Annotated in this window: 19 protein-coding genes; 15 read left to right on the forward strand and 4 right to left on the reverse strand. The window is 67.0% G+C overall.

What is annotated here, in order from left to right; genetic code table 11:
* The first annotated feature begins 104 nt into the window (after nucleotides 1-104).
* The 8 genes from PO768_RS03955 to PO768_RS03990 are packed head-to-tail and all read left to right on the forward strand — an operon-like array spanning nucleotide 105 to nucleotide 9,733.
* On the forward strand, nucleotides 105-857 hold the full coding sequence (locus PO768_RS03955) for a virB8 family protein (RefSeq protein WP_272644984.1): 753 nt from the start codon (nucleotides 105-107) through the stop codon (nucleotides 855-857).
* A complete protein-coding gene (locus tag PO768_RS03960; RefSeq protein WP_272644985.1) occupies nucleotides 854-1,861 on the forward strand; it encodes a TrbG/VirB9 family P-type conjugative transfer protein in 1,008 nt (335 codons plus the stop codon). The genes PO768_RS03955 and PO768_RS03960 overlap by 4 nt, the downstream gene beginning before the upstream one ends.
* Complete coding sequence (gene virB10, locus PO768_RS03965; protein ID WP_272644986.1) at nucleotides 1,858-3,426, forward strand: type IV secretion system protein VirB10; 1,569 nt, start codon at nucleotides 1,858-1,860, stop codon at nucleotides 3,424-3,426. Before PO768_RS03960 ends, virB10 begins: the two co-directional genes overlap by 4 nt.
* Nucleotides 3,423-4,568 carry a P-type DNA transfer ATPase VirB11 gene (gene virB11, locus PO768_RS03970; protein ID WP_272644987.1) on the forward strand — a complete coding sequence of 382 codons (1,146 nt, stop codon included), beginning with the start codon at nucleotides 3,423-3,425 and terminating at the stop codon, nucleotides 4,566-4,568. The genes virB10 and virB11 overlap by 4 nt, the downstream gene beginning before the upstream one ends.
* Entirely contained in the window at nucleotides 4,565-6,601 is a 2,037-nt protein-coding gene (locus PO768_RS03975; protein ID WP_272644988.1) for a type IV secretory system conjugative DNA transfer family protein, read from the forward strand. Before virB11 ends, PO768_RS03975 begins: the two co-directional genes overlap by 4 nt.
* Nucleotides 6,602-6,613: 12 nt before the next feature.
* Nucleotides 6,614-7,312 (forward strand): OmpA family protein, encoded by a 699-nt coding sequence (locus PO768_RS03980; protein WP_272644989.1) that lies wholly within the window; start codon nucleotides 6,614-6,616, stop codon nucleotides 7,310-7,312.
* 54 nt (nucleotides 7,313-7,366) lie between these two features.
* Entirely contained in the window at nucleotides 7,367-8,587 is a 1,221-nt protein-coding gene (locus PO768_RS03985; protein WP_272644990.1) for an LPD7 domain-containing protein, read from the forward strand.
* A 9-nt stretch (nucleotides 8,588-8,596) separates the two neighbouring features.
* Nucleotides 8,597-9,733 carry a DUF1173 domain-containing protein gene (locus tag PO768_RS03990; RefSeq protein WP_272644991.1) on the forward strand — a complete coding sequence of 379 codons (1,137 nt, stop codon included), beginning with the start codon at nucleotides 8,597-8,599 and terminating at the stop codon, nucleotides 9,731-9,733.
* Nucleotides 9,734-10,068: 335 nt separating this feature from the next.
* Here PO768_RS03990 and PO768_RS03995 read toward each other — a convergent pair whose 3' ends face one another.
* The 3 genes from PO768_RS03995 to PO768_RS04005 all read right to left on the reverse strand — a co-directional run bounded on the left by PO768_RS03995 (nucleotide 10,069) and on the right by PO768_RS04005 (nucleotide 12,685).
* Complete coding sequence (locus tag PO768_RS03995) at nucleotides 10,069-10,770, reverse strand: RES family NAD+ phosphorylase (protein WP_272644992.1); 702 nt, start codon at nucleotides 10,768-10,770, stop codon at nucleotides 10,069-10,071.
* Nucleotides 10,763-11,437: a hypothetical protein gene (locus PO768_RS04000; protein WP_272644993.1), complete on the reverse strand. Its 675-nt coding sequence runs from the start codon at nucleotides 11,435-11,437 to the stop codon at nucleotides 10,763-10,765. Before PO768_RS04000 ends, PO768_RS03995 begins: the two co-directional genes overlap by 8 nt.
* A 621-nt stretch (nucleotides 11,438-12,058) precedes the next feature.
* Nucleotides 12,059-12,685, reverse strand: a complete 627-nt coding sequence (locus tag PO768_RS04005) for an SDR family oxidoreductase (protein WP_336297743.1) — start codon at nucleotides 12,683-12,685, stop codon at nucleotides 12,059-12,061.
* Between the two features lie 313 nt (nucleotides 12,686-12,998).
* Between PO768_RS04005 and PO768_RS04010 the strand changes: the two genes are divergently transcribed.
* Together PO768_RS04010 and PO768_RS04015 are read left to right on the forward strand one after the other, a co-directional pair.
* A complete protein-coding gene (locus PO768_RS04010; RefSeq protein ID WP_272644994.1) occupies nucleotides 12,999-13,472 on the forward strand; it encodes a hypothetical protein in 474 nt (157 codons plus the stop codon).
* 118 nt (nucleotides 13,473-13,590) lie between these two features.
* The gene (locus PO768_RS04015; RefSeq protein ID WP_272644995.1) at nucleotides 13,591-13,815 is read left to right on the forward strand and encodes a hypothetical protein; all 225 of its coding nucleotides are present in this window, start codon (nucleotides 13,591-13,593) and stop codon (nucleotides 13,813-13,815) included.
* Nucleotides 13,816-13,867: 52 nt separating this feature from the next.
* On the opposite strand, the gene PO768_RS04020 is transcribed toward PO768_RS04015, so the two are convergent.
* Nucleotides 13,868-14,590 carry a TetR/AcrR family transcriptional regulator gene (locus PO768_RS04020; RefSeq protein WP_336297744.1) on the reverse strand — a complete coding sequence of 241 codons (723 nt, stop codon included), beginning with the start codon at nucleotides 14,588-14,590 and terminating at the stop codon, nucleotides 13,868-13,870.
* A gap of 64 nt (nucleotides 14,591-14,654) precedes the next feature.
* Between PO768_RS04020 and PO768_RS04025 the strand changes: the two genes are divergently transcribed.
* The 5 genes from PO768_RS04025 to PO768_RS04045 are packed head-to-tail and all read left to right on the forward strand — an operon-like array spanning nucleotide 14,655 to nucleotide 20,599.
* A complete protein-coding gene (locus tag PO768_RS04025) occupies nucleotides 14,655-15,827 on the forward strand; it encodes an OmpP1/FadL family transporter (RefSeq protein WP_272644996.1) in 1,173 nt (390 codons plus the stop codon).
* A gap of 14 nt (nucleotides 15,828-15,841) precedes the next feature.
* Entirely contained in the window at nucleotides 15,842-16,984 is a 1,143-nt protein-coding gene (locus PO768_RS04030) for a biphenyl-2,3-diol 1,2-dioxygenase (RefSeq protein ID WP_272644997.1), read from the forward strand.
* A gap of 12 nt (nucleotides 16,985-16,996) precedes the next feature.
* Nucleotides 16,997-17,953: a fumarylacetoacetate hydrolase family protein gene (locus PO768_RS04035; RefSeq protein ID WP_272644998.1), complete on the forward strand. Its 957-nt coding sequence runs from the start codon at nucleotides 16,997-16,999 to the stop codon at nucleotides 17,951-17,953.
* On the forward strand, nucleotides 17,950-19,584 hold the full coding sequence (locus tag PO768_RS04040; protein WP_272644999.1) for a bifunctional 3-(3-hydroxy-phenyl)propionate/3-hydroxycinnamic acid hydroxylase: 1,635 nt from the start codon (nucleotides 17,950-17,952) through the stop codon (nucleotides 19,582-19,584). The genes PO768_RS04035 and PO768_RS04040 overlap by 4 nt, the downstream gene beginning before the upstream one ends.
* A 55-nt stretch (nucleotides 19,585-19,639) precedes the next feature.
* The gene (locus PO768_RS04045; protein WP_272645000.1) at nucleotides 19,640-20,599 is read left to right on the forward strand and encodes an alcohol dehydrogenase catalytic domain-containing protein; all 960 of its coding nucleotides are present in this window, start codon (nucleotides 19,640-19,642) and stop codon (nucleotides 20,597-20,599) included.
* Nucleotides 20,600-20,617: the final 18 nt, after the last annotated feature.

Genomic DNA, 20,617 nt, shown 5'->3' on the forward strand with positions numbered 1-20,617 from the left:
CAGCGCCAGCACCTGATCGCGCCGCCCGGCGCACCACCGAATCAAGAGGTCACGCCATGAGTGCAATCCTGATGCCAGGAGAGGCCGCCGCATTGCCAGATCCCATGCCATATGCCGTCCCGAAGGCCAACGCCGCCTGTGCCAGCGCGCGCGACAGCGATCCATCGGACGCAGCGCTGGGCCACAACGCCGCCTGGGAGATCGATCGGGTCGAGATGCTCGAGCACTCCGAGCAGCGCGCCTGGCGCGCCGCCTGGACCGGCTTGAGTCTCGCCGCGGTGGGCGTTGCCACAGTCCTCGTACAAAGCCCTCTGCGCGAACTCGTGCCCATCCCCATCGTGGTGGACCGCCTCACCGGCGAGACCACGATACAGCAGCGCCTTAGCGTCGAGTCCGTCCCGGCGCTGGAAGCCCTCGACAAGCACAACCTGGCCACCTTTGTGCGGGCCCGCGAGGGCTACAGCTGGATGTTCCTGCAGCGCGACTTCGACCAGGTCGCCCGCACGGCGACGCCGGCCGTCTTCGCCGACTACAACCGCCAGTTCGAGGGCGACACCGCCTTGCAAAGAAGGATCGGGGCGACCGAAGACTGGCAGGTCCACATCGTGAGCGTGCGGCTCTCGCCGACGGGTCGCAGCGACAACCGCGGAGAAGCGACGGTCACCTACGACAAGACCGTCAGGATGACGGACCGCAACCTGCCCGAGGTGAGCACACGCCATATCGCCAGCGTCGTGTTCAAGTACCAGCCCAAGGCCCTGGCCAAGGAGAAAGACCGCCTCGAAAACCCCTTCGGGTTCGTCGTCACCGCCTACCGCTCGGATCCAGAGATCAACACCGCCGGGGGGCGGCCATGAATGCGCCCCATCGAGCGATGAGCCGCACGGCGGTGCTCGGCACGCTGATCGCAGGCCTGCTGCTGGACGCCGGACCGGCAACGGCCGGCAGCACGCCAGCCGCAGGCGCTGACCCGCGCCTGCGTGAGATCAGCTATGACCCGCACCGCGTCGTGACGGTGCCCGTCAGGCGAGGCCAGGTCACGCTTGTGCTGCTCGATGCGGACGAGTCCATCACGGAGCTCGCCGCCGGCCTGGGCGGCGACTGCTCGAAGGCGGACTCGGCCTGGTGCATCGCGGCGCAGCCCGGCGGGCGCACGGTCTTCATCAAGCCCAAGAGCACCGCTACAGCGGCCAACAACCTGGCGATCGTCACCAGCCGGCGTATCCACAACCTGCGGTTCCAGGTGCTTCCCGACGACGATCCCAGGCCGGCGCTGTACCGCCTTATCGTCAAGGCACCGCCTGTTGGCCCAGCACCAGCCCCGCGCGACCGCGAGCCGAATCGCATGAGCTCGGCCGAACGTGCCCTCCTGGCGCTCCGCGCCATCGAGGCCAGTCTTCAAGCGCCAGCGCCGCGACCGTCCTCCCCGGCGCAGCTGGTCTCCGAACGCCTGCAGGCGAAGCCGGCCGTCGTGAACACGCAGTACTCCCTGGCCGAAGGCGAGCACTCCCAGGACATCGTGCCGACGCTGGTGTTCGACGACGGGCGCTTCACCTACCTGCGACTCCCGGGCAACCGGGAGATGCCAGCGGTGTTCCAGGTCCTCGGCGACGGCAGCGAAGCCCTGGTCAATGCCCGCATGGAGGACGACCTGCTGGTCGTGGACCGCGTCAGCCGGCGCCTGGTCCTGCGCGCCGGCACGGCTGTGGTCGGCTTGTGGAACGAAGCCTTCGACCTCGACGGCATCCCGCCCGAGCAGGGCACCACCGTTGCGGGCATCCGTCGCGCGCTGAAAGCCACCTCCGGGGCCCCAGCCGCGCCTGCAGCCCCACCGTCCAGACTTGCCGGAGCTGCACCATGAACACCGCATCTACACGCCCCAGCGACATGGACCGGCCAGGCAAGATGGGCGGATCGGTGGTTCCCGCCTCACCCGAGGACAGGGACAGCGTATCGGAAAGCCGGGCAAGCGCTGGCGCAAAGCCAGGAGCCCAGACTGACGACCAGGCGCGAATCCCGGACGTGTCGGCCCCTCGGCATCCGCCCATCTCCTGGAAGAGCGTGATAGCGGTGCTCCTGCTCGCTGGCACCCTGGCCACCATCACGGTGACCGCCCTTCAACGCTGGTCATCAAGCTGGTCCAGCACGGCGGCTGACGACAGCAAAACCGGCCGCGACAGGCCGGCCGCAGCCAGCGCCGAGCCCCGCAAGCTTGATCTCACGGGTGCGGCAGCGCTCAGCAGCCCGCATCAGACGACCAAGCAGGCGAGCGCTGGCCCGGCCGCTGGATCGCCACACCGGATTCCCGCGCTGGTGCCGACTGACGCGGAGTTGTCCGAGCCCATCGGTGTGCGGCGGACGGGCGCTGCCCCACAGCCAGGCGCTGGCACTGGGCGCCCCGAGGATGCACCCGTGATGCTGGTGACCGCAAAACCCGGCCTGGCCGCTTCACGGGTGGCGAGCCCCCTGCCCAACGAGTCTTCAGCAGGACACCTATTGGACGCGCGGGGCGGCGGTCCCGGCACCGAGGCGGGCGATCGCATGCTCGCGACGGAGCGCAATCTCCAGGACTATCAGCGGCGCCTCCAAGGCCTGCTCGACCAGCTGACCCAGGCGAGCGATCTGGCGCGCGGTCAAGATCTGGCACAGGGTGCGACGCAGCCTGGAGCGCCGAGCCTGAGCGCTCCCACCTACCTTGCGCCCGACCATTCAGCTGCTGGCGCATACCCTGGTTCCCAGGCCCATGGCCAGGCCCCTGATGGCCAGCTTGCAGCGGCGCTGCTCGGCGGCATCTTGCCCCGCTCGGCGACACCGAAGGCGATGGCGGCCATGCTCGGCAATCGCAGCCTGACCCTGCCCAAGGGGACCTCCTTCAGCTGCGCGCTCAAGACGCGGATCGTCAGCGCAAGCGCCGGCCTGGTCAGCTGCATGGTCCAGCGCAATGTTTACGGTGACGATGGCCGCGTGCTGCTGATCGAGCGGGGCTCCCATCTCGACGGCGAGTACCGGGTCACCACGGTGCGCCCCGGCACCGTGCGCATTCCTGTGCTGTGGACGCGCGTGCGCACGCCGCTGGGCGTGACCGTGGACATCGACTCCCCGGCCACCGGCCAGCTCGGCGAGTCGGGCATCGACGGTCATGTCGACAATCGCTGGTCCGAGCGCATCGGCGCGGCCATGCTGCTGTCCCTGATCGACGACTCGGTCCAGCTGATCGCGAGCAAGCAGTCCGAGGAACACCGCAGCGGCACGGTGGTGCTGTCTTCGACCACCTCGAACACCTCGAAGCTCGCTGAGAAGGTGCTCGACAGCACGATCAACATCCCGCCGACGATCTACCGCAACCAAGGCAGCATCGCCGCCATCCACGTGGCCCGCGACATCGACTTCTCGGGGGTCTACGAACTGCAGCCGAGCGCACCATGAGCACGCTGCCGGCACATCCTGCCCCCGCTGATGCGGTGACGGCGCCCCGAGCAAGCCCCTTTGCGGACAACTCTGCCGTCGCCGCAAGCCCCGACGCCGCCTGGGCCGGCGATGCCACCTCGGTGATCGAGTTCCTGCGCCCGCTGCGCGCCCTGCTGGACGAGCCGGGCGTGCTGGAGGTCTGCGTCAACGCGCCGGGCTGGGCCATGGTCGAGGACGGGGCGGGCTGGCGGCGCTGCGAGCTGCCGACGCTGAGCCTGGAACGCTGCCTGTCGCTGGCCATGGCCGTGGCCACCTACACCGACCAGCAGGTCTCCCAGGAGCACCCGCTATTGGCCGCCACGCTGCCCAGCGGCGAGCGCATCCAGTTCGTGATCCCGCCGGCCGTCACGCGTGGCACGGTGTCGATCACGATGCGACGGCCCTCCACGCTGCTGCGGCCGCTGCCGGCGCTGGCCATCGATGGCCTGTTCGACCGTCTGGGCTGCGGCGCGAGGCCTAAGGCCTCTCAGCCCTATGAGCGGGAACTGCAGTCGCTGCTGCAGGCCGGGCGCCTGGTCGAGTTCCTGCAGCTGGCGGTGCGCCAGCGCCAGACCATCGTGGTCAGTGGCAAGACCGGTTCGGGCAAGACCACCTTCCTGAAGGCCTTGATTGAGGAAGTGCCCGTGCAGGAACGGCTGATCACGATCGAGGACACGGCCGAGCTGCCCATGCCCCACCACCCCAACACCGTGCATCTGTTCTACAGCAAAGGTAGCCAGGGCGTGGCACGGGTCAGCGCCAAGTCCCTGCTGGAAGCCTGCCTGCGCATGCGGCCCGACCGCATCCTCCTGGCCGAGCTCCGCGGCGAGGAGTGCTTTGATTTTGTTCGGCTGGCCGCATCGGCCCATCCGGGCTTCACCAGCGTGCATGCCGGCAGCTGTGCCCTGGCCATCGAGCAGATGGCCCTGATGATCCGCGAGTCCAATGGGGGCGGTGGCGGCATGACCCTGGACGAGATCAGGCACCTGCTGCGTCAGGTGGTCGATGTGGTCGTTCAGTTCGACCGTGACGAACGGGGGCGATTCGTCTCCGAGATCAGCTATGAACCCCGGACGCGACGCATCGAGCTCGCGCCCGCCAATGGGGAGCTGTTCCCATGAGCGGCCCGGGCGAACTGCCCACCCGGGCCTGGTCGACCTCCAGAAAAGTCGTGGCCAGCGTCTTTGTCCTGGCCGGCTATACCGCGCTGGCCTGTGTTGCGGCCTACCTGTCCGGCGCCCTGTTCCTGCTGCTGAACCGGGCGAACCCCGCGCAGGCGCGGCTGACCAGCATCGCCAGCTACTGGCAGCTCTACGCCGACGATCCTGCGCTTCGCAAGAAGCTGCAGGCCTCCATGGCACTGTGCGCAGGTGGGCTGTTGGTGCTGCTGCCTGCGGCGATGTGGTCCACGCTGCGCATGCGCCGCCCCCTGCACGGCAATGCCCGCTTCGCGACGGCACAGGAGATCCAGAGCGCGGGACTCACGGCGACCGGCGGACCGGGCATCCTGGTGGGCCGGCACCGCGGCAAGTTCCTGAGCCTGCACGGCCAGCTCTCGGTGATGCTGTCCGCCCCCACGCGCAGCGGCAAAGGCGCAGGCGTCGTGATCCCCAATCTGCTGAACTGGCCAGACTCGGTCGTCGTCCTGGACATCAAGGGAGAGAACTACGCCTTCACCGCCGGCTACCGCGGCGCGCATGGCCAGACCGTCTATGCCTTCTCACCCTTTGATGAAGAGGCCCGCAGCCACCGCTGGAACCCCTTGACGGCGGTACGCACCAGCGAGCTGCACCGGGTCGGCGATCTGCTGGGCATCGCGCAGGTGTTCTACCCCAACGATGGCAGCGTCACCTCGTCCGAGGCTTTCTTCAACGACCAGGCTCGCAACCTGTTCCTGGGTCTGGGCTTGCTGCTGCTGGAAACCCCAAGCCTGGACCGCACGATCGGCGAGATGCTGCGCCAGTCCTCCGGCAAGGGCCGATCGCTGAAGCATCACTTGACAGACACCATCGAACAGCGGCGGCAGACGCAGTGCCCCCTGTCCGACGAGTGCGTCGATGCCCTGCAGCGGCTGCTGTCCAGCTCGGAGGCCACGCTGTCGAGCATCGTCGCCACCTTCAATGCGCCGCTGACGATCTTTGCCGATGCGGTCGTTGATGCCGCCACCAGCGGGGACGATTTTCATCTGGAGGACGTGCGGCGCACCCGCCACTCCATCTATGTCCGCATCCCGCCGCACCGCCTGGCCAGCGCCCGCCCCCTGCTGAGCCTGTTCTTCTCGCAGCTGGTGAGCCTGAACACCCGGCGCCTGCCCGAGCAGGACTCGACCTTGCGCTACCAATGCCTGCTGGTGAACGACGAGTTCACCGCGATGGGTCGCGTGCCCATCATCACGAGCTCGGCCGCCTTCCTCGCCGGCTACAACCTGCGCCTGCTGACCGTGGTGCAAGCCATGTCCCAGCTCGACGCCGTCTATGGCGACAAGGAAGCGCGCAGCTTCGCCACCAACCACGGGCTGCAGATCCTGTTCGCACCCCGCGAGCAGCGGGATGCCAACGAGTACAGCGAGATGCTCGGGTATTTCACCGAGCGCGCGACCTCGCACGGGCGAAGCCGGTCTTTCAGCGGCAAGGGCCAGACGACGGTCAGCCGCAATGACAGCGAGCAGCGTCGCGCCCTGCTGCTGCCCCAGGAGTTCAAGGAACTCGGTAGCGAGCGCCTGGTCATCATCATGGAAGGCTGCAAGCCCATCCTCGGCGACAAGATCCGCTATTACCGGGAACGAGTCTTCCAGCAGCGCATGCAGTCACCGCCCGTAGTGCCCGCCCTGGACATGGACCTTCACCTCGCCCGCCTTCAGCAACGCTGGCGCGAGGCAGACGACGAGCTCGCACCCGGCGAAACCCTGCGCTTCGATGCGCTTGCCTACGACATCTCTAAGCTGCCGCCCCTGGAAGGCGATCCCGAGTCGATCGCGAAGGGGCTGGCGAAGTTCCTCGACGGGATGCCGCCACCCCCGCGCGCCACCGGTGGCTCTATCGAGCCAGCGCCCGATGGAGACGGCGTCCTGACAACGGAGCCCCCGGCTCACGCCGCTATCGCTGCCCATGGCCCCCGCGAGCCCGCGCCGGCCATCGAACGACCCCACCCATGAAAGGAGCTGACCATGCGCCTCACCCGCCTCCTGGCCCCCCTCCCCGCCTGCCTCCCCGGGCTTCTGCTGCTTGCGTCCTGCAGCTCACCGCCCAGGCCACCCTCGGTCGACGATGCGCGCAAGCGGCCGGCAAACACCGCCATGGCCGTGGAGCTGCAGGCCTGCAGCCCCGACCTTCGGAACAGCCAGCTGCGCGCCCTCGACGCCGAGAGAAGCGCCGCAAAGGCCGCCACAGAACAACAGCGCCTGGCAGTGCTGAGGGACCTCGTCGCCAAGCTGGAGCCGCCCCAGCCGCCCCGTCCTGCCCCCCGCCCGAACGCTGAGGCCAGCGCGGCCAATGCGGTGGCCACCGTGCACTTCGAGTACGGCAGCACCCGGGTGGAGATCCCGGCGAGCACGGCCAGGGCGCTGCTCAAGGAAGCCAAAGGCGCGCCGCTGATCCTGCTGCGCGGCCGCACCGACGGACAAGGCGACGTCGCAGCGGAAAGCCGCATCGCCCGAGCGCGTGCGGCTGCGGTGGCCGACTACCTGGTTGCTGCCGGTGTGAACCCCTCGCAGATCCGGGCGACCTACCAGCCCACCGGAGACCATGTGGCGGACAACCAATCCGCGCAAGGTCGCAGGCTGAACCGGCGCGTCGAGATCGAGATCTATCGCGCCCTGCCTGTGGCACTGAACGTCACCTCGGCATCCAGCGCCCTTGCCCACTGAATCGCGCACTGAGCCTCAAGCGCAGCGACTTCCAAGCCCGCACAGGAGACCCTCATGGACAAGGAACACGCCAACAGGCCTGGCGCCGCCGCCGCGCCGGCACATCAATCGGCTGCCGCCACCGCCACGCATGCAGGCGCACACGGAGGCACGGTCGAGCCGGCCCCGCGTGCCCGCGCGGACAGGGATCTGACCCCGGAGTCCAAGCAGCCGCAAGGCGAACGCTACGAGCTTCGGGATCCCTTCAACGAGGTCACCTACCGCGCCAGGACCTTCAGCGAGATGGCCGCCAAGGCGGCACAACTGGATGCGAGTCGCTTCACAGCGATCGATGCGGACGGCACGCGAACGCCGATCCGCAAGATCGACGGCGAGTGGCGGCGTGGCGATCGCCTACCTGCCTTGATGAAGCCTGCACCGGACTTGCGGACCACCCGGGACGACTTCCCGGACCGGTCTGAGGCCGCTGCCGACGAGCGCACGACGGGTCCAGCAGCGAAGCGCGCCGCCGGCCCAGACAAGGCCGGCGCGAAGGTCCAGGCCAGAATCGACGCGCAAGCCGAGCGTGCCGCCATGGTGGCGCGCATCGAGAGCTCGCTGCAGGAGCAGTACATCATCAAGCGGGCTCCCATCACGCTCGGTGAGATGGCGATCGGCAGCACCGAGTACCGATTCCGTGGCGACAGCTCCCGGGTCGCCTTCACTGAGTCGCATCTGCGCCTGAGCACCGACACCAACAGCCCCTCGGTGGCACGCTCCATGGTCGACCTCGCCCTGGCCCGAGGCTGGATGGGTCTGCGGGTCTCCGGCGCAGACGACTTCCGTCGCATGGTCTGGCTGGAAGCCTCCATCCGTGGCGTCAAAGCCCTGGGCTACGAGCCCAATATCGGCGACCTGAACCTACTCAGGCGCGAGCGCGAGACTCGGCAGCACAACCGCATCGAACCCACACCCGAAGCCGTTGGCGCATCCAGCCCACATGCACTAGCGGTCGCCAGCGACAAGTCCTCGTCCCGTGGCGGCAGCCGCAAGGCCGTGATTGCCGCCATGGACGCGATCCTGACCGAGAAGAAAGTACCCGAGGCCAAGCGCCTGGCCGTGCTGGCCGCCGCCGAAAGACAGCTGGCGCAGATGGCCCGCAACGGCCACGTGCCCAAGGTCAAGGTCTACGACCGCAACGCCGAGCGTCAGGCGCAGGCCGCAGCACCGGCACCCGATGTCAGCCGGACCCAGGATCAACAGCGCGATCGCGCCCCAGCGTCCCCCGTGCGCTGAAGCCCTGCGATGAGCACGATCGCCACCGAGATGGGACCGAAGGCGTCAGTGCTGGAGCTTGAAGGCCTGCGGCTCCTGCCCACGTCACCGGGATTCGCAGCAGCCGTCGCCCATGCCTACGGCAGGCAGCGGCGCCCCCGCTGCCTGTGCCGGCCGGAGGGCATCGAGATGTACATCGCCAGGCTGGCGGGCAACTACCTCGTCAAGCGCATGCCCGGGACCGGCGATAGGCACGCACCGGCCTGCCCTTCGTATGAGCCGCCGCCGGAGCTGTCGGGGATTCGCCCCTTGCTCGGCAGCGCGATCAAGGAGGATCCCTGCAGCGGCAAAACCCTGCTGAAGCTGGGCTTCCCCTTGTCCCGGCGGCCGGCCAACACGACACCGAGCCGGCTTCCCTCTGTCGCCAGCACGGCCAGCAGCAGCACGCATCGCCTGTCCTTGCGCGCCCTGCTGCACTACCTCTGGGATCAGGCAGAGCTCACGCGCTGGCACCCCGGCTTCGAGGGCCGCCGCAGTTGGGGGGCCGTCCGCCGCCAACTGCTGCAGGCCGCCTCGCGGATGCTCGCGTGCGGCGAAGCCCTGTCCAGCAAGCTCGACGTCCCAGAACCCTTCTCGGTCGAGCAGGCGGACGCGATCCGTGCACGCAGGCATGCCCGATGGGCCGAAGCCGCAAGGCTCCGCACCGGGGAGGCGTCGATGCTCTTGCTGATCGCCGAAGCGAAGGAAATCGTTCCAGCCAGGCATGGGCACAAGCTCGTCATCAAGCATGTGCCCGACGTCGGGTTCGCCCTGGAACCCTCGCTCTATCACCGCCTCGTCACTCGCTTCGAGCCGGAGCTGACGCTCTGGAGTGCCGCAGACGATACCCATCTGATCATCATCGCGACCTTTGGCATCGGCCCCGAACTGCTGCCCCACATTGCCGAGCTGAGCCTCATGACTGTGGACCAGCACTGGCTGCCCGTCGAGACCATGGGCGACAAGCAGCTGCTGGAAACACTCGTCCGGACGCGCCGCTCGTTCTTGCGGCTGCTGCGCTACGACCTCAGTCCCGACACACAGATTCCTGCACTGGTACTGACCGATCGAGGAGATGTGCCAGAGCCGGTTTTTGTGGAGGACTGCGATAACGCGATCTCTCTCTGAACAGCGGCCTGGGCTGATTCGCAAGCTCCGATCAGATGGGGAGTTTTCAGGGAAGGATCCGAACCACCATGTGAGTCTTGCTCTCTACAACGAGGCAATCCAACAACCCCAATCGCGGTGCACCCGCGCCGATGCAGTGGGCCTGGAATCCGGAAATCGGGGGTTGTTCATGACGGGCTAATTTGCTTGCAACGCCATCCCCTTCGACACATGAATGCACCGGCCAATACCTGATCTGAACTCACAAGAACTTTTCGGACAGCTGGTGCTTTCTAGCCAAGCCTTCACCTTCGAGTTCGCGATCAAGATCGTCTCTTTCGTGGCCTTGGCTCAATTCAACTCTTCCCCGGGACGATGACCACACCGATCCGATCTGCCAGATCCAGTACGGCATCGTAGGTTTCAGCATCGCCGGTCAGGCTGCGCGATGCGCCTTCAGCCTTGAGTGCGCCCGCCGGGATGCGATCGCCGAAGAGCATCACGGCTCGCGCCGAATCGTCCTGCCTCGACACCCAGCACAAGCCTTGGGCGCCAGGGCATTGCCCATGGAAAGCCACGGCCCACGTCCGGGTTCCGGGGTACTGATCCTTCTCCGTGTCGATGAGTTGCTTACGTGTCACACCCAGCTTGCGCAGCGGCACGCTGCTCAGATCGACCAGTTGCACGGGCGCTTCCACCACGACGGTGGAATGGACCTGCCCTTCGAGCTTCGCTTTGTCGATGCTCTTGAAGCCGGCGGTATGTGGCACGTCGTGAAAGACCGTCTCCATCAACGCACAAGGCAACGTCGTGCCCGCGTACAACGTGGGAATCGCCTTTCCCTTCTCGTCTTGAATCGGACTGAAGCGCGCGTTGCCTTGCTTGCCGGGATTGAATTGATCCGCTCTGTACTTGCTTTGATGCACGCGATGAAGCACGGTGTCTTTGGCAAGCTCCATGAGCGTGACCTTCAAGCTGCCCGAAGGCTCCGGTGTGCTCAGCGATGCCTCACCACCAGGCGCAGCATCGCCTGCAGGCTTGGCCCTGCGCTTAGCCATGGCTGACTTCCTGGAGCTCGTCCATGGCGGCCCCAATGACCCGGTCCGGGGCCGAGGCCAGCAGATCCTGGGGGCGCTTGCCACCCAGGAAACTGTTTTCGGAGCGGAACCAGTACGCCTGGCCCCAGCCGTCCTTGTGCCCCGCAAAGACCTCGATGACCTTGGCCAGGGCTTTCAGCGGGCGGAAGCCAGCATCCCGGTCCAGCCCGTAACCCGGAAAGTAGTCGACGCCGCCGTGATTGATGGCGAAGATTTGTCCTTGCTTCTTCCACTTGTTCGGCTGGGCGCTCGGGTTGCGAGTGCTCAAGCCCGCCAACTGCGCTATCTGGGCCGCAGTCAGCCAATCGCCGCTCTCCAGCACAGCCTTGCGCGCCTGCACCAGCATGCTCGCTTCCTTCAGCAAGCGGGGCGACGGCGGGGTACGGGGCACCAGCACTTCGGCCAGGCGTTCGATCGATCCCCGGTCTTGACGCTCGATCAACACCTCGAACATGGAAGACGCCACGTTCGTGAAGTTGTCCGCCAGCGCCGCGAAGTCGGAGGGCTCGATGCTGTCGAACTCCAGCACCAGCACGCGATCAGCCTGCGATCGGCCGAGCCGGACCTGAACCTCCTTGGGCGTGCCCACCGAGGCCAATACGCCGAAATGGTCTGCAGCGACGCCCATGACTACCTCAGCAGGTTATTTAGGTTATCAAATGGTACCATGACCCATATAACCAACAACACACAACACCGACTTGCCAGCCTGGATTCAGCTGGAAGGCCCATGCCCTGTGCGTTGCCCCTCAGCCGGGCAGAACTGTGACGCATCCTCGTGGCCCTGCACCGACCTTCGCGTTAGCCCCCCACGCTCCCGCCGCGACAGGCTGTGCAAGGCAACCAAGGCAGGCGCAACGCTCGTGTTGTCGCCCGTCTTGAACTGGTGCCGCTGACCCGCAGTTCCACGAAGCCAGCCGCCATGACCATCGCTGATCAGACCTTGCGAGCAAGCGCCACAGCCACGTCGCCACCTATTCCGGCCAAGGCCAACTTGCCCACAAATTCTGTGGACAAGTTTGTGAATAGGCAGTCATCTCGTTGTCCCGGCCCAGCAAGCGTCGGTCGCCCGTTGCACTGCCTCAATTTTTGGCAGAGCCGGACAATTGCCAGCCCGCAGCATATGCCCCAGGAATTCAGCCCCCGCAGAGCTTCGACCAGGTGTGCAGTTCACACCGGATCGCGCCAAGAACTGTTTAGCCAGCAAGAAGCCAACATTCTTTCAAGCATCGGCGGGGCCGCTGGAGTATCAGGACAACTGGATCATTTCGCGCACCGCCTCACGGTAGTTCCTCAGCGGGCGCCCGAGCAATGCCTGCAGCCGCAGGGCCGCACCAACTGCCGGATGCATGCCGTGCTGCTGGATGCCGGCCATCATGAGTCGCATGTCATAGGCCATCCACCCCGGCGCGAAGGCCGCCAGCTGGCTCTCGAAGACATCGAGGTCGTCGCCCCCGTACTTGATCTCCCGACCCAATGCCTCGCTCCAGATGCGCGCGATGGATTCCCCCGTCAAGGCATCGGGGCCGGCCAGGTCTAGAGTCAGTCGGGGCTGCGGCTCGGGCGACTTGTCTCGACGGAGCAGTTCTGCTGTGGCGACGTCCGCGATGTCTCGCGTATCGATCATGCAAACGCCGGCCGATCCGATTGGCATCGGGTAGACGCCATGACCTTCGATGACTGGTTTCACCTGCACATCGTTCTGCATGAAGTACGCCGGCCGCAGCACGGTCACGGGCAACTCCAAGCTCTCGATCATGCGCTCCACCGCGTGTTTGCCTGTGAAGTGCGGCACATTGGTGTACAGGTCTGCGTGGATGGCCGAGCAGCAGCACATCAAATCACGGTACCGGAGTGCAAGGTAGGCGAGCTGCACCAGGCCAACGGGGCTCTGAAATTCGCCTCGCATACTTCGCCTAAGCGAACCGCTGTAGCGTCGAGCTAGGTAAGTGAGCATGCCCTGCGTTCCCCGCCCTGCACTAAGGCACACCATGCTCCAGTTGCGCGGACACCGCAGGTATCGCGCCCGCCTTACTCGCCCGACTTCAAGCCGAAAGCCGTCGAATCCGAGATCAATGGCTGCCAGCACCGGGCAGTCCGACGGAAAAACTCCCGACATCGGTGCAAGCCTCCAACCCGGAAGAAATTATGTAAACTGAATATACGGTTTACATAGAAAAGGAAGCCACATGACTGCTCGCACCGAAGACACTACCCAGCCACACGATCAAAAACCGACTGCCACCACGTCTGGCCGTGCCGCGACCGCAGCGCGCAAGGCTGACATCAAGCCAGAGACGGTCCGTACCGCGGTCAAGGCCAGCCCAGCTCGCAAAGCAAGCACGACCGAGAAGGCCACCAGCGCTGCCGTCAAACCGGCTACGAAGACCAAGACCGTGCCAGCCAAGCTCAAGGACACCGAGCCCAAGCCCGCCAAGGTCAAGCTGGTGCGCGACAGTTTCACGATGCCCTCAGACGAGTACGCCGTTCTGGCGGTCATCAAGCAGCGTGCCCTGGCCAAGGCCCATCCGGTGAAGAAAAGCGAGTTGCTTCGCGCCGGCGTCAAGCTGCTGGAGGGCCTGAGTGATGCTGAGCTGCTGCGCACACTCAAAAGAGTACCAACCATCAAGACCGGCCGCCCCAAGACCAAGAAAGGTGACTGAGCCGGGATGGTCGCTTTCCAGGTAAACCCGGACCTCATAGTGCTGCAACGCAACATAGACTGAGGCCGGCTCACGGCAAGCCTTGCAAATTGCCGCCTGACAACGCACGAGGATTGCCATGGCATCGATTGCAATGTCTGTTTTCCTGGATTCCGAGCTGGGTGCCGTCTCCGACCTCCCCCATGCCGGCAGCGCCTTGGAACATCCCCTGGTGTTTGACAGCACCGCGCGCGAGTTCCGCGAGTTTGAAATGCAGGGCAAGGTCGAAATCCTGCACGAGCGCCAGCGTCGTGTCGGCGATGAGACCTTGATCGACCACCTGAGATTCAGGCGCCTGCAGTAGTTGCCCCCAACTTGAGATCGGTCCGGGCCAGCGTGGCCGAACACGCAAGCGCTCAAGCGGCGGCTTCTGCCATACCCCCGGAAAGAAGGCTTTGCGAGCCCATCTCGACCGGCGCCAAGCGCAGCCGTGAGATGCGCGCCGCCTCCTTGGCGTCCATACCCAGCGCCCGCAAGGCTGCGGCCGCGCTCTGCTCCGCAAAGTCGCTCTCGCACTGAGGCTTGAGCATGCAGTTCGCCGCACCGATGACGGCGCCGGCGACGATGTTCAAGGCCAGCGCCATGGGCATCGGCGTGAACCGGCCGCGCCGCAGGCCTTCGGCGAGATCGCGTGCGACGAAGTCGAGCAGCACGGTCGGGCCGCGCACATCCGGCCAACCGAGCCGCACCAGAAAGCTGGCCGCCAGCGGATGCTCCAGCGCCAGCCGTGCCACCAGCCGCATGCCGCATGACACCCGCTCCGCCGGATCGTCATAGCGCTGCACCACCGGCTCGGCCATCTTGATCAGCTCGTTCGCGACATCGACGGCCAGCTCGCGCACCAGCTCCTCCGGCGAGGAAAAGTACTTGTAGAACGTGCCCCGCGACACCTCGGCGGCGGAGATGACGTCGTCGATCGACATCGCCGCCGGGCCCTTGGCCGCGACCAGCTTCATCGCACTGGCCAGCAGCCTGGCACGCATCCGTTCGCGCCGCTCGGCGGCGACCCGCTGTCGATGGTCTTCTGTTTGCATGCGTCGATTGTGCCAGCGCTTTTGTAATAACGACACTATTGTCATGGTGACACTATTGTCATTATGATGTGCACACAAGGTTCGTAGAAACAAAACAGGAGACAAGACAATGCAAGCCACTCGCAGACTGAAGCACTTCGCGGTCGCCGCCGCAGCGCTGGCGTCCCACAGCGCGGTACTGGCCGTCAACGGCGCCCAGCCCGGCGGCTACGGCATCAAGAACGCGGCGATGGGCGGTGCGTCCATCGCGCTGCCGCTGGACGCCGAGGCCGCCGCCAACAATCCCGCCGGCCTGGGCCACCTGCCCTCCTCCTGGACCCTCGGCACCCAGGTGTTCAACGGGCGTTCGTCGGCCGACTATGTGCTGCCAGGCAACCGGCTGCGCAACCGCCAGACCGAGATCGCGCCGGAAGGCGGCATCAACTGGCGCCTGAACTCGACCTGGGCCGTGGGGCTTGGCATCGCCGGCAGTGGCGCCGGCTCGGACTATGGCCAGCAGGCGTTGCCGGTACCGGGCGCGGGCGAAGCCAACACGACGCTACGCGTGATGGAGCTGATTCCTGCCGCCGCCTGGACACCGAGCCCCGAGCTCTCGCTCGGCCTGGGTCTCAATATCGCCGTGCAGCAGTTCGAGGCCGGCGGCGTGATCGTGCCGACGCCCGGCGGACTCTTCCCCGTACCGGGCCATGGCAAGCAGTCCGCAAGCGGTGCTGGCCTGCGGGCCGGCCTGCTGTGGAAGCCGACGCAGCACTGGAGCGTCGGCCTCAACCTCAAGTCGCGCACCCGCATGGGCAAGCTCAAGGGCTACGAGCAGGATCTGCTGGCCTACAGCAAGGGCCGCCTGGACATTCCCGCGCAGTACGGCATCGGCCTCGCCTGGCAGCCGAGCGAGCGGCTGACCGTGGCGGCCGACTGGCTGCGCATTCTCTGGGGCGATATCCAGGCAATGAAGGACCCGAACGGCTTCGCCTGGCGAAATCAGCCGGTGCTGCGCCTCGGCGCGGCCTGGCAGCTCGACGAGCGCTGGACCCTGCGCGCCGGCCTGAGCCGCAACAGCCGGCAGATCGACAGCGCCCGCGCCGTCCAAAACCTGCTGGTGCCCTCGATCAACCAGCGCGCCTTCACGCTCGGCGTCAGTTGGCAACTCGATCCCAAAGTAGAGATCAATCTCGGCTACGAGTTGAATCCGCGCACCACGCTGAACGGAACCGGCGCCAGCACCGGCACTTCCCTGACGAGCAAGGTCCAGATGGTCCTGCTCGGCTATCACCACCGCTTTTGACAAGAGAGTTCACCGTGACCGCTCACCGCGCCGTACTCCGGCAGCCCGAGTCCTATCCCGAGAGCCGCTTGCCGGTAGGCGTCCAGCCGCTGGCGCGGCCGGTCGCGCTGGGGCGCGCCACCGAGTTGGCCTTTCTGCGCTGGGAAAAGCGCGATCTGGCCCGGACCGACCGCTTCTGGCGCGACTTCGGCTTTCATATCGTCAAGGCCACGCCCGAACGTCTGCTGGCGCGCGGCACCAGCAGCGCGCCCTGCATCGCCCTCGCCCAGGCAGGCTCCAGCGACCGTTTCGTCGGCCCGGCCTTCCAGATGTCAGACGACACCGATCTGCAGCGCTATATCCAGGAGCTGGGCGCGCGATGGTTGCGGCCCGACGAATTGCCCGCCGGCGGCTATGGCGTCGAGCTGGCGGATCCGAGCGGACGCAGCGTTTGGCTGCTGCAGCGGCAGGCCAAAGTCGAGCCGCTGCCGCTGCGGGCCTCGGCGACGCCGCTGACTAACACGGCAGACCGCACCCCGCGCGTGAACCGCACCGTGCGCACGCCGATCGAGCCCGCTCGCGTTGTCCGGCTCGGCCATGTGGTGCTGCAGACCTTGGACTTCGCCAGCATGGCAGGCTGGTACCTGCGCGTGCTGGGTCTGATCCCGACCGATGTGCAATACCTGCCGGACGGCAGTCCGAACCTGGCGTTCTGCCGGCTCGACCTGGGCGCGCAGCCGGCCGACCACCACAGTCTGGTCATCGTCGGCGGCATCGATGAGAGGTACGAGCACAGCGCCTACGAGGTGCTGGACCTCGACGCGCTTGGCCAGGGCCAACAGGTGCTGCGCGCCCAGGGCCACCGCCATCTGTGGGGCATCGGCCGCCATCTGCTGGGCAGCCAGCTGTTCGACTACTGGTGCGACCCCGAAGGCTTCGAGTACGAGCACTACACCGACGGCGATGTCTTCACCGCCGAGGTGCCCACCGAGTACTCGCCGCTCGAGTTCGGCGGCATCTGGGCCTGGGGCGACGACGCCCCGGCCTCGATGAAGCCGCAGAGAAACCTGCCCACGCTGCTGCGCCTGCTGACGCTGATACGCCGCAAGGCCATCACGCCGCAGCGCCTGAAGCTGCTGAGTGCCGCGCTCGATGCGCCGGCACGCCCTTGGCTCTAACAGATCACCACCATGTCACGTACCGTTGTTCGTTTTTCCCTCCGCGCCACGCCTCACTGGGGCGTCCTGTTCGGCCGCAGCATCGCCCCGCTTGCCAGCCAGGCCCGCAGCACCGGCGAACTGCTGGAAATCTGCTGGGACCAGATCTGGGCGACCGAGGCCCAAAGCGCCACGATCCCGCTCGGCGAGGTCGAGCTGCTGGCACCGGTGACCGATCGGCAGCAGTTCATCTGCCAGGGCGTCAACTACCGCAGCCACATCGCCGAGTCGGGCCTGCGCCCGGAAAATTTCCCCTTCAACACGATCTTCACCAAGGCCTCTTCCTGCATCACGGCGGCCGACGCGCCGGTCGTGCGGCCGGCCCGTGTGCAGCTGCTGGACTACGAGATCGAACTGGGCCTGGTGTTGCGCAAGTCGCTGCCCGCCGGCACCAGGGTCGCGCCCGAGGACCTGCCGCAATGGCTGGCCGGCGTGACCATCGTCAACGACCTCTCAGCGCGCGATGTGCAGCTGCCGCAGGGCCAGTTCTACAAGGGCAAGAGCTACCGCGGCTTCGGCCCGGTCGGCCCGGGCCTGGTACTGCTGACGCCCCAGGAATGGGCACGTTGGCCGGAGCTGCATATGCGCTTGTCGGTCAATGGCCAGTCACGGCAGGAAGCGTATTGCGCCGACATGATTCATGGGCCGGCCGCCACGCTGACCGAACTCGCCGCGATGCATGATCTGCATGCCGGCGATCTGATCGCCACCGGCACGCCGGCCGGCTGCGCCGCCCGTGCGCCGGGCAAGCTGGTGATGTTCATCTTCAAGCACCTGCTCAGCGAAGCCGGCAAATGGCGCATCTTCATCCGCAAGGGCCTGAGCAACCCCGCCTATCTGCGTCCCGGCGACCGCATCCAGGCCTCGATCCGCACCGATGACGGGCTGATCGACCTGGGCGAACAGAACACCCGCATTACCGCTCCATGACGACATCCACCATCGACACCGATGTGCTGCTGGTCGGTCTCGGCCCGGTCGGTGCCGCGCTGGCCAATCTGCTGGGCCGCTACGGCGTGCGCGTGCTCGCCATCGACAAGGCCAGCGCCGTCTTCGACAAGCCGCGCGCCATCGCGCTCGACAACGAAGCCCTGCGCATCCTGCAGCTGGCCGGCGTGCGCGACGGCGAGTTCGAGACCCTCGCGATTCCTCAGGTGCAGTACCGCTCGCCCTTGTTCGGCCGCTTCGCCCGCATCAACAGCGCCGGCATCATCGACGGCCATCCGGCCCTGGTGACCTTCTACCAGCCGGAGCTCGAGCGCGTGCTGCGAGCCAAGCTGGCTCAGTACCCCCGTGTCGAGACCCGACTGGGTGCCGAACTGGAAAGCTTTGTCGACGATGGCCGCTCGGTCCATGCCCGGCTGAAAGACGGTGCCGGACAACTGACCGAGGTGCGCGCCCGCTATATGGTGGGTACCGACGGCGCCCACTCGCTGGTGCGGCGCGAGCTGGGCCTCGACTTCGAGGGCCGCAGCTTCCAGCAGGACTGGCTGATCGTCGATGCCTTCGATGTGCCGGCGCCGATCGACCATGTCGAGTTCGTCTGCGATCCACGGCGCCCGACGCCGCGCATGGTCGCCCCGGGCGGGCGCCAGCGCTGGGAGTTCATGCTGCGCCCCGGAGAAAAGCCAGAGCAGATGGAGAAGCCTGAATCGGTGCGCCGGCTGCTCGCGCCCTGGTGTGACAGCCGCAGCATCCGGATCGAGCGCACGGCGGTCTACCGCTTCCATGCGCGCGAGGTGAAGCGGTTCTCCAAGGGCCGCTGCTTCCTCGCCGGCGATGCGGCCCATATCACACCGCCCTTCGCCGGCCAGGGTCTGGTGGCCGGGCTGCGCGATGCGGCCAATCTGGCCTGGAAGCTGGCCTGGGTGCTGCGTGGCCAGGCCGGCGAGCACATCCTCGACAGCTACGACACCGAGCGCCGCCCCCATGCCCGGAAAATCATCAATCTGGCGCTGCGGCTCGGCGCCCTGGTGATGCCGCAGAACCGCGCCACCGCCTTCGCCGTGCACGGGCTGATGAGCCTGTTGCGCCTGCTGCCGGCCGGCCGGGCGCTGTTCGAAGACCTGAAGGTCAAGCCGCAGAACACCTTCGACGAAGGCCTGTTCTGGCGCGAGCGCCGCCATCAGCGGCTGCGCGCCGGCGCCATGCTGCCGCAAGGCTGGGTCCGCCGGGCCACCGGTGAGCGTCCCCTGCTCAGCGACGACGCGCTCGGGCTGGACTGGGCGCTGATCGGCTTTGGCGTCGATCCCAGCGCCGGTTTGCCGGCCGATCTGCTGCAGCGCTGGCAGGCCGCCGGTGGCCGGGTCTGGCAATGGTGCCAGCGCTCGCAAGGCCAGCATCTGGCGGCCCCGGAGCAGCGGCTGGAGGCGCTCGACGAGGCGCTGCTGCCGCGCAAGGTGCCGCTGGGCTGGGTGGCTCTCGTCAGGCCCGACCGCTGTGTCCTCGCCGAAGGTCCGGCCGTGCGCTGCGAGGCGCTGCTGCGCCGGGCGCTGCAGACCCTGGCCGCCCACTCATCCACTGTTTCCCTCAATCCCAGGAGTGCCAAGCATGCGGCGTGAACTCATTTGCACGGCGCCCGCGACGCCGCCCCGATTCGAAGTCCGCCAAGCGGATTTGCCCCGCCCCGGCCGCGGCGAGGTGCTGGTGCGCGTGCTGGCCAGCTCGGTGAACCCGATCGACGCCAAGCGCGCCGCCGGCTATGGCCAGCGCCTGCTGGCGCTGAAGGGCGCCGGGCACTTTCCGCTGGTGCTGGGCAACGACCTGGCCGGCCAGGTGCTGGCCGTCGGGGCCGGTGTCAGCCAATTCACGGCCGGTCAACAAGTGTTCGGTCTGTTGGCCACGGGTCGCGCAGGCGGGGCGCATGCCACCCATGTGCTCGTGCCGCAGCAGCAGCTGATACTGGCCGATCAGCACGCGCCGCCCTCGACCCTGGCCGCACTGCCCTACTCCTTCGTGACGATGTGGCTGGCGCTACGTGGTGCCGGCCTGTCACTGTCGAACGCCAGGCAGGCCCGCGTGCTGATCAACGGCGCCAGCGGCGGCCTCGGCCGTCTGGCGATGCAGCTGCTGACCCCCTGGGGCAGCCGGCTGACCACCGTCTGTGGTCGCGGGCAGCGGCAGCTCGGCATTGAGATGGGGGCCGAGTACGCCATCGAGCGCGGCCCGGGCCGCATCGAGTCGCTGCCCAGCGACTTCGACGCCGTGTTGAACTTCGGCAGCTGGGAAGACGACGCGCTGCTGTCCTCCCGCCTCGGCCCCAAGGCCCTGGGCCAGGCCACCACCGTGCATCCGCTGCTCGGCCATATCGACCGCCTGGGTCTGCTGGCCGGCGCCTGGGCCAGCCGCAAGGACTGGCGCGCCGCTCGCGCCCGTGTCAGCGCACGCGCGCCCGGCGCACGCTATGCCTGGACCGTCTTCAAGCCCGACCGCGAGGCGATGGAGGCGCTCGCCACCGGCCTGCGTCAGCGCCGCATCGGACTGCCAGTCGGCATTGCGCTGCCGCTGGATCAGGCTGTGGAGGCCTTCGCGCATGTGTCGGCCGGCCGGCCCGGTCGCGCGATGCTGCTGCCCTGAAACCTGAGGAGACAAGCC

The sequence above is a fragment of the Paucibacter sp. XJ19-41 genome (assembly GCF_028462495.1).
Taxonomy (GTDB): domain Bacteria; phylum Pseudomonadota; class Gammaproteobacteria; order Burkholderiales; family Burkholderiaceae_C; genus Roseateles_E.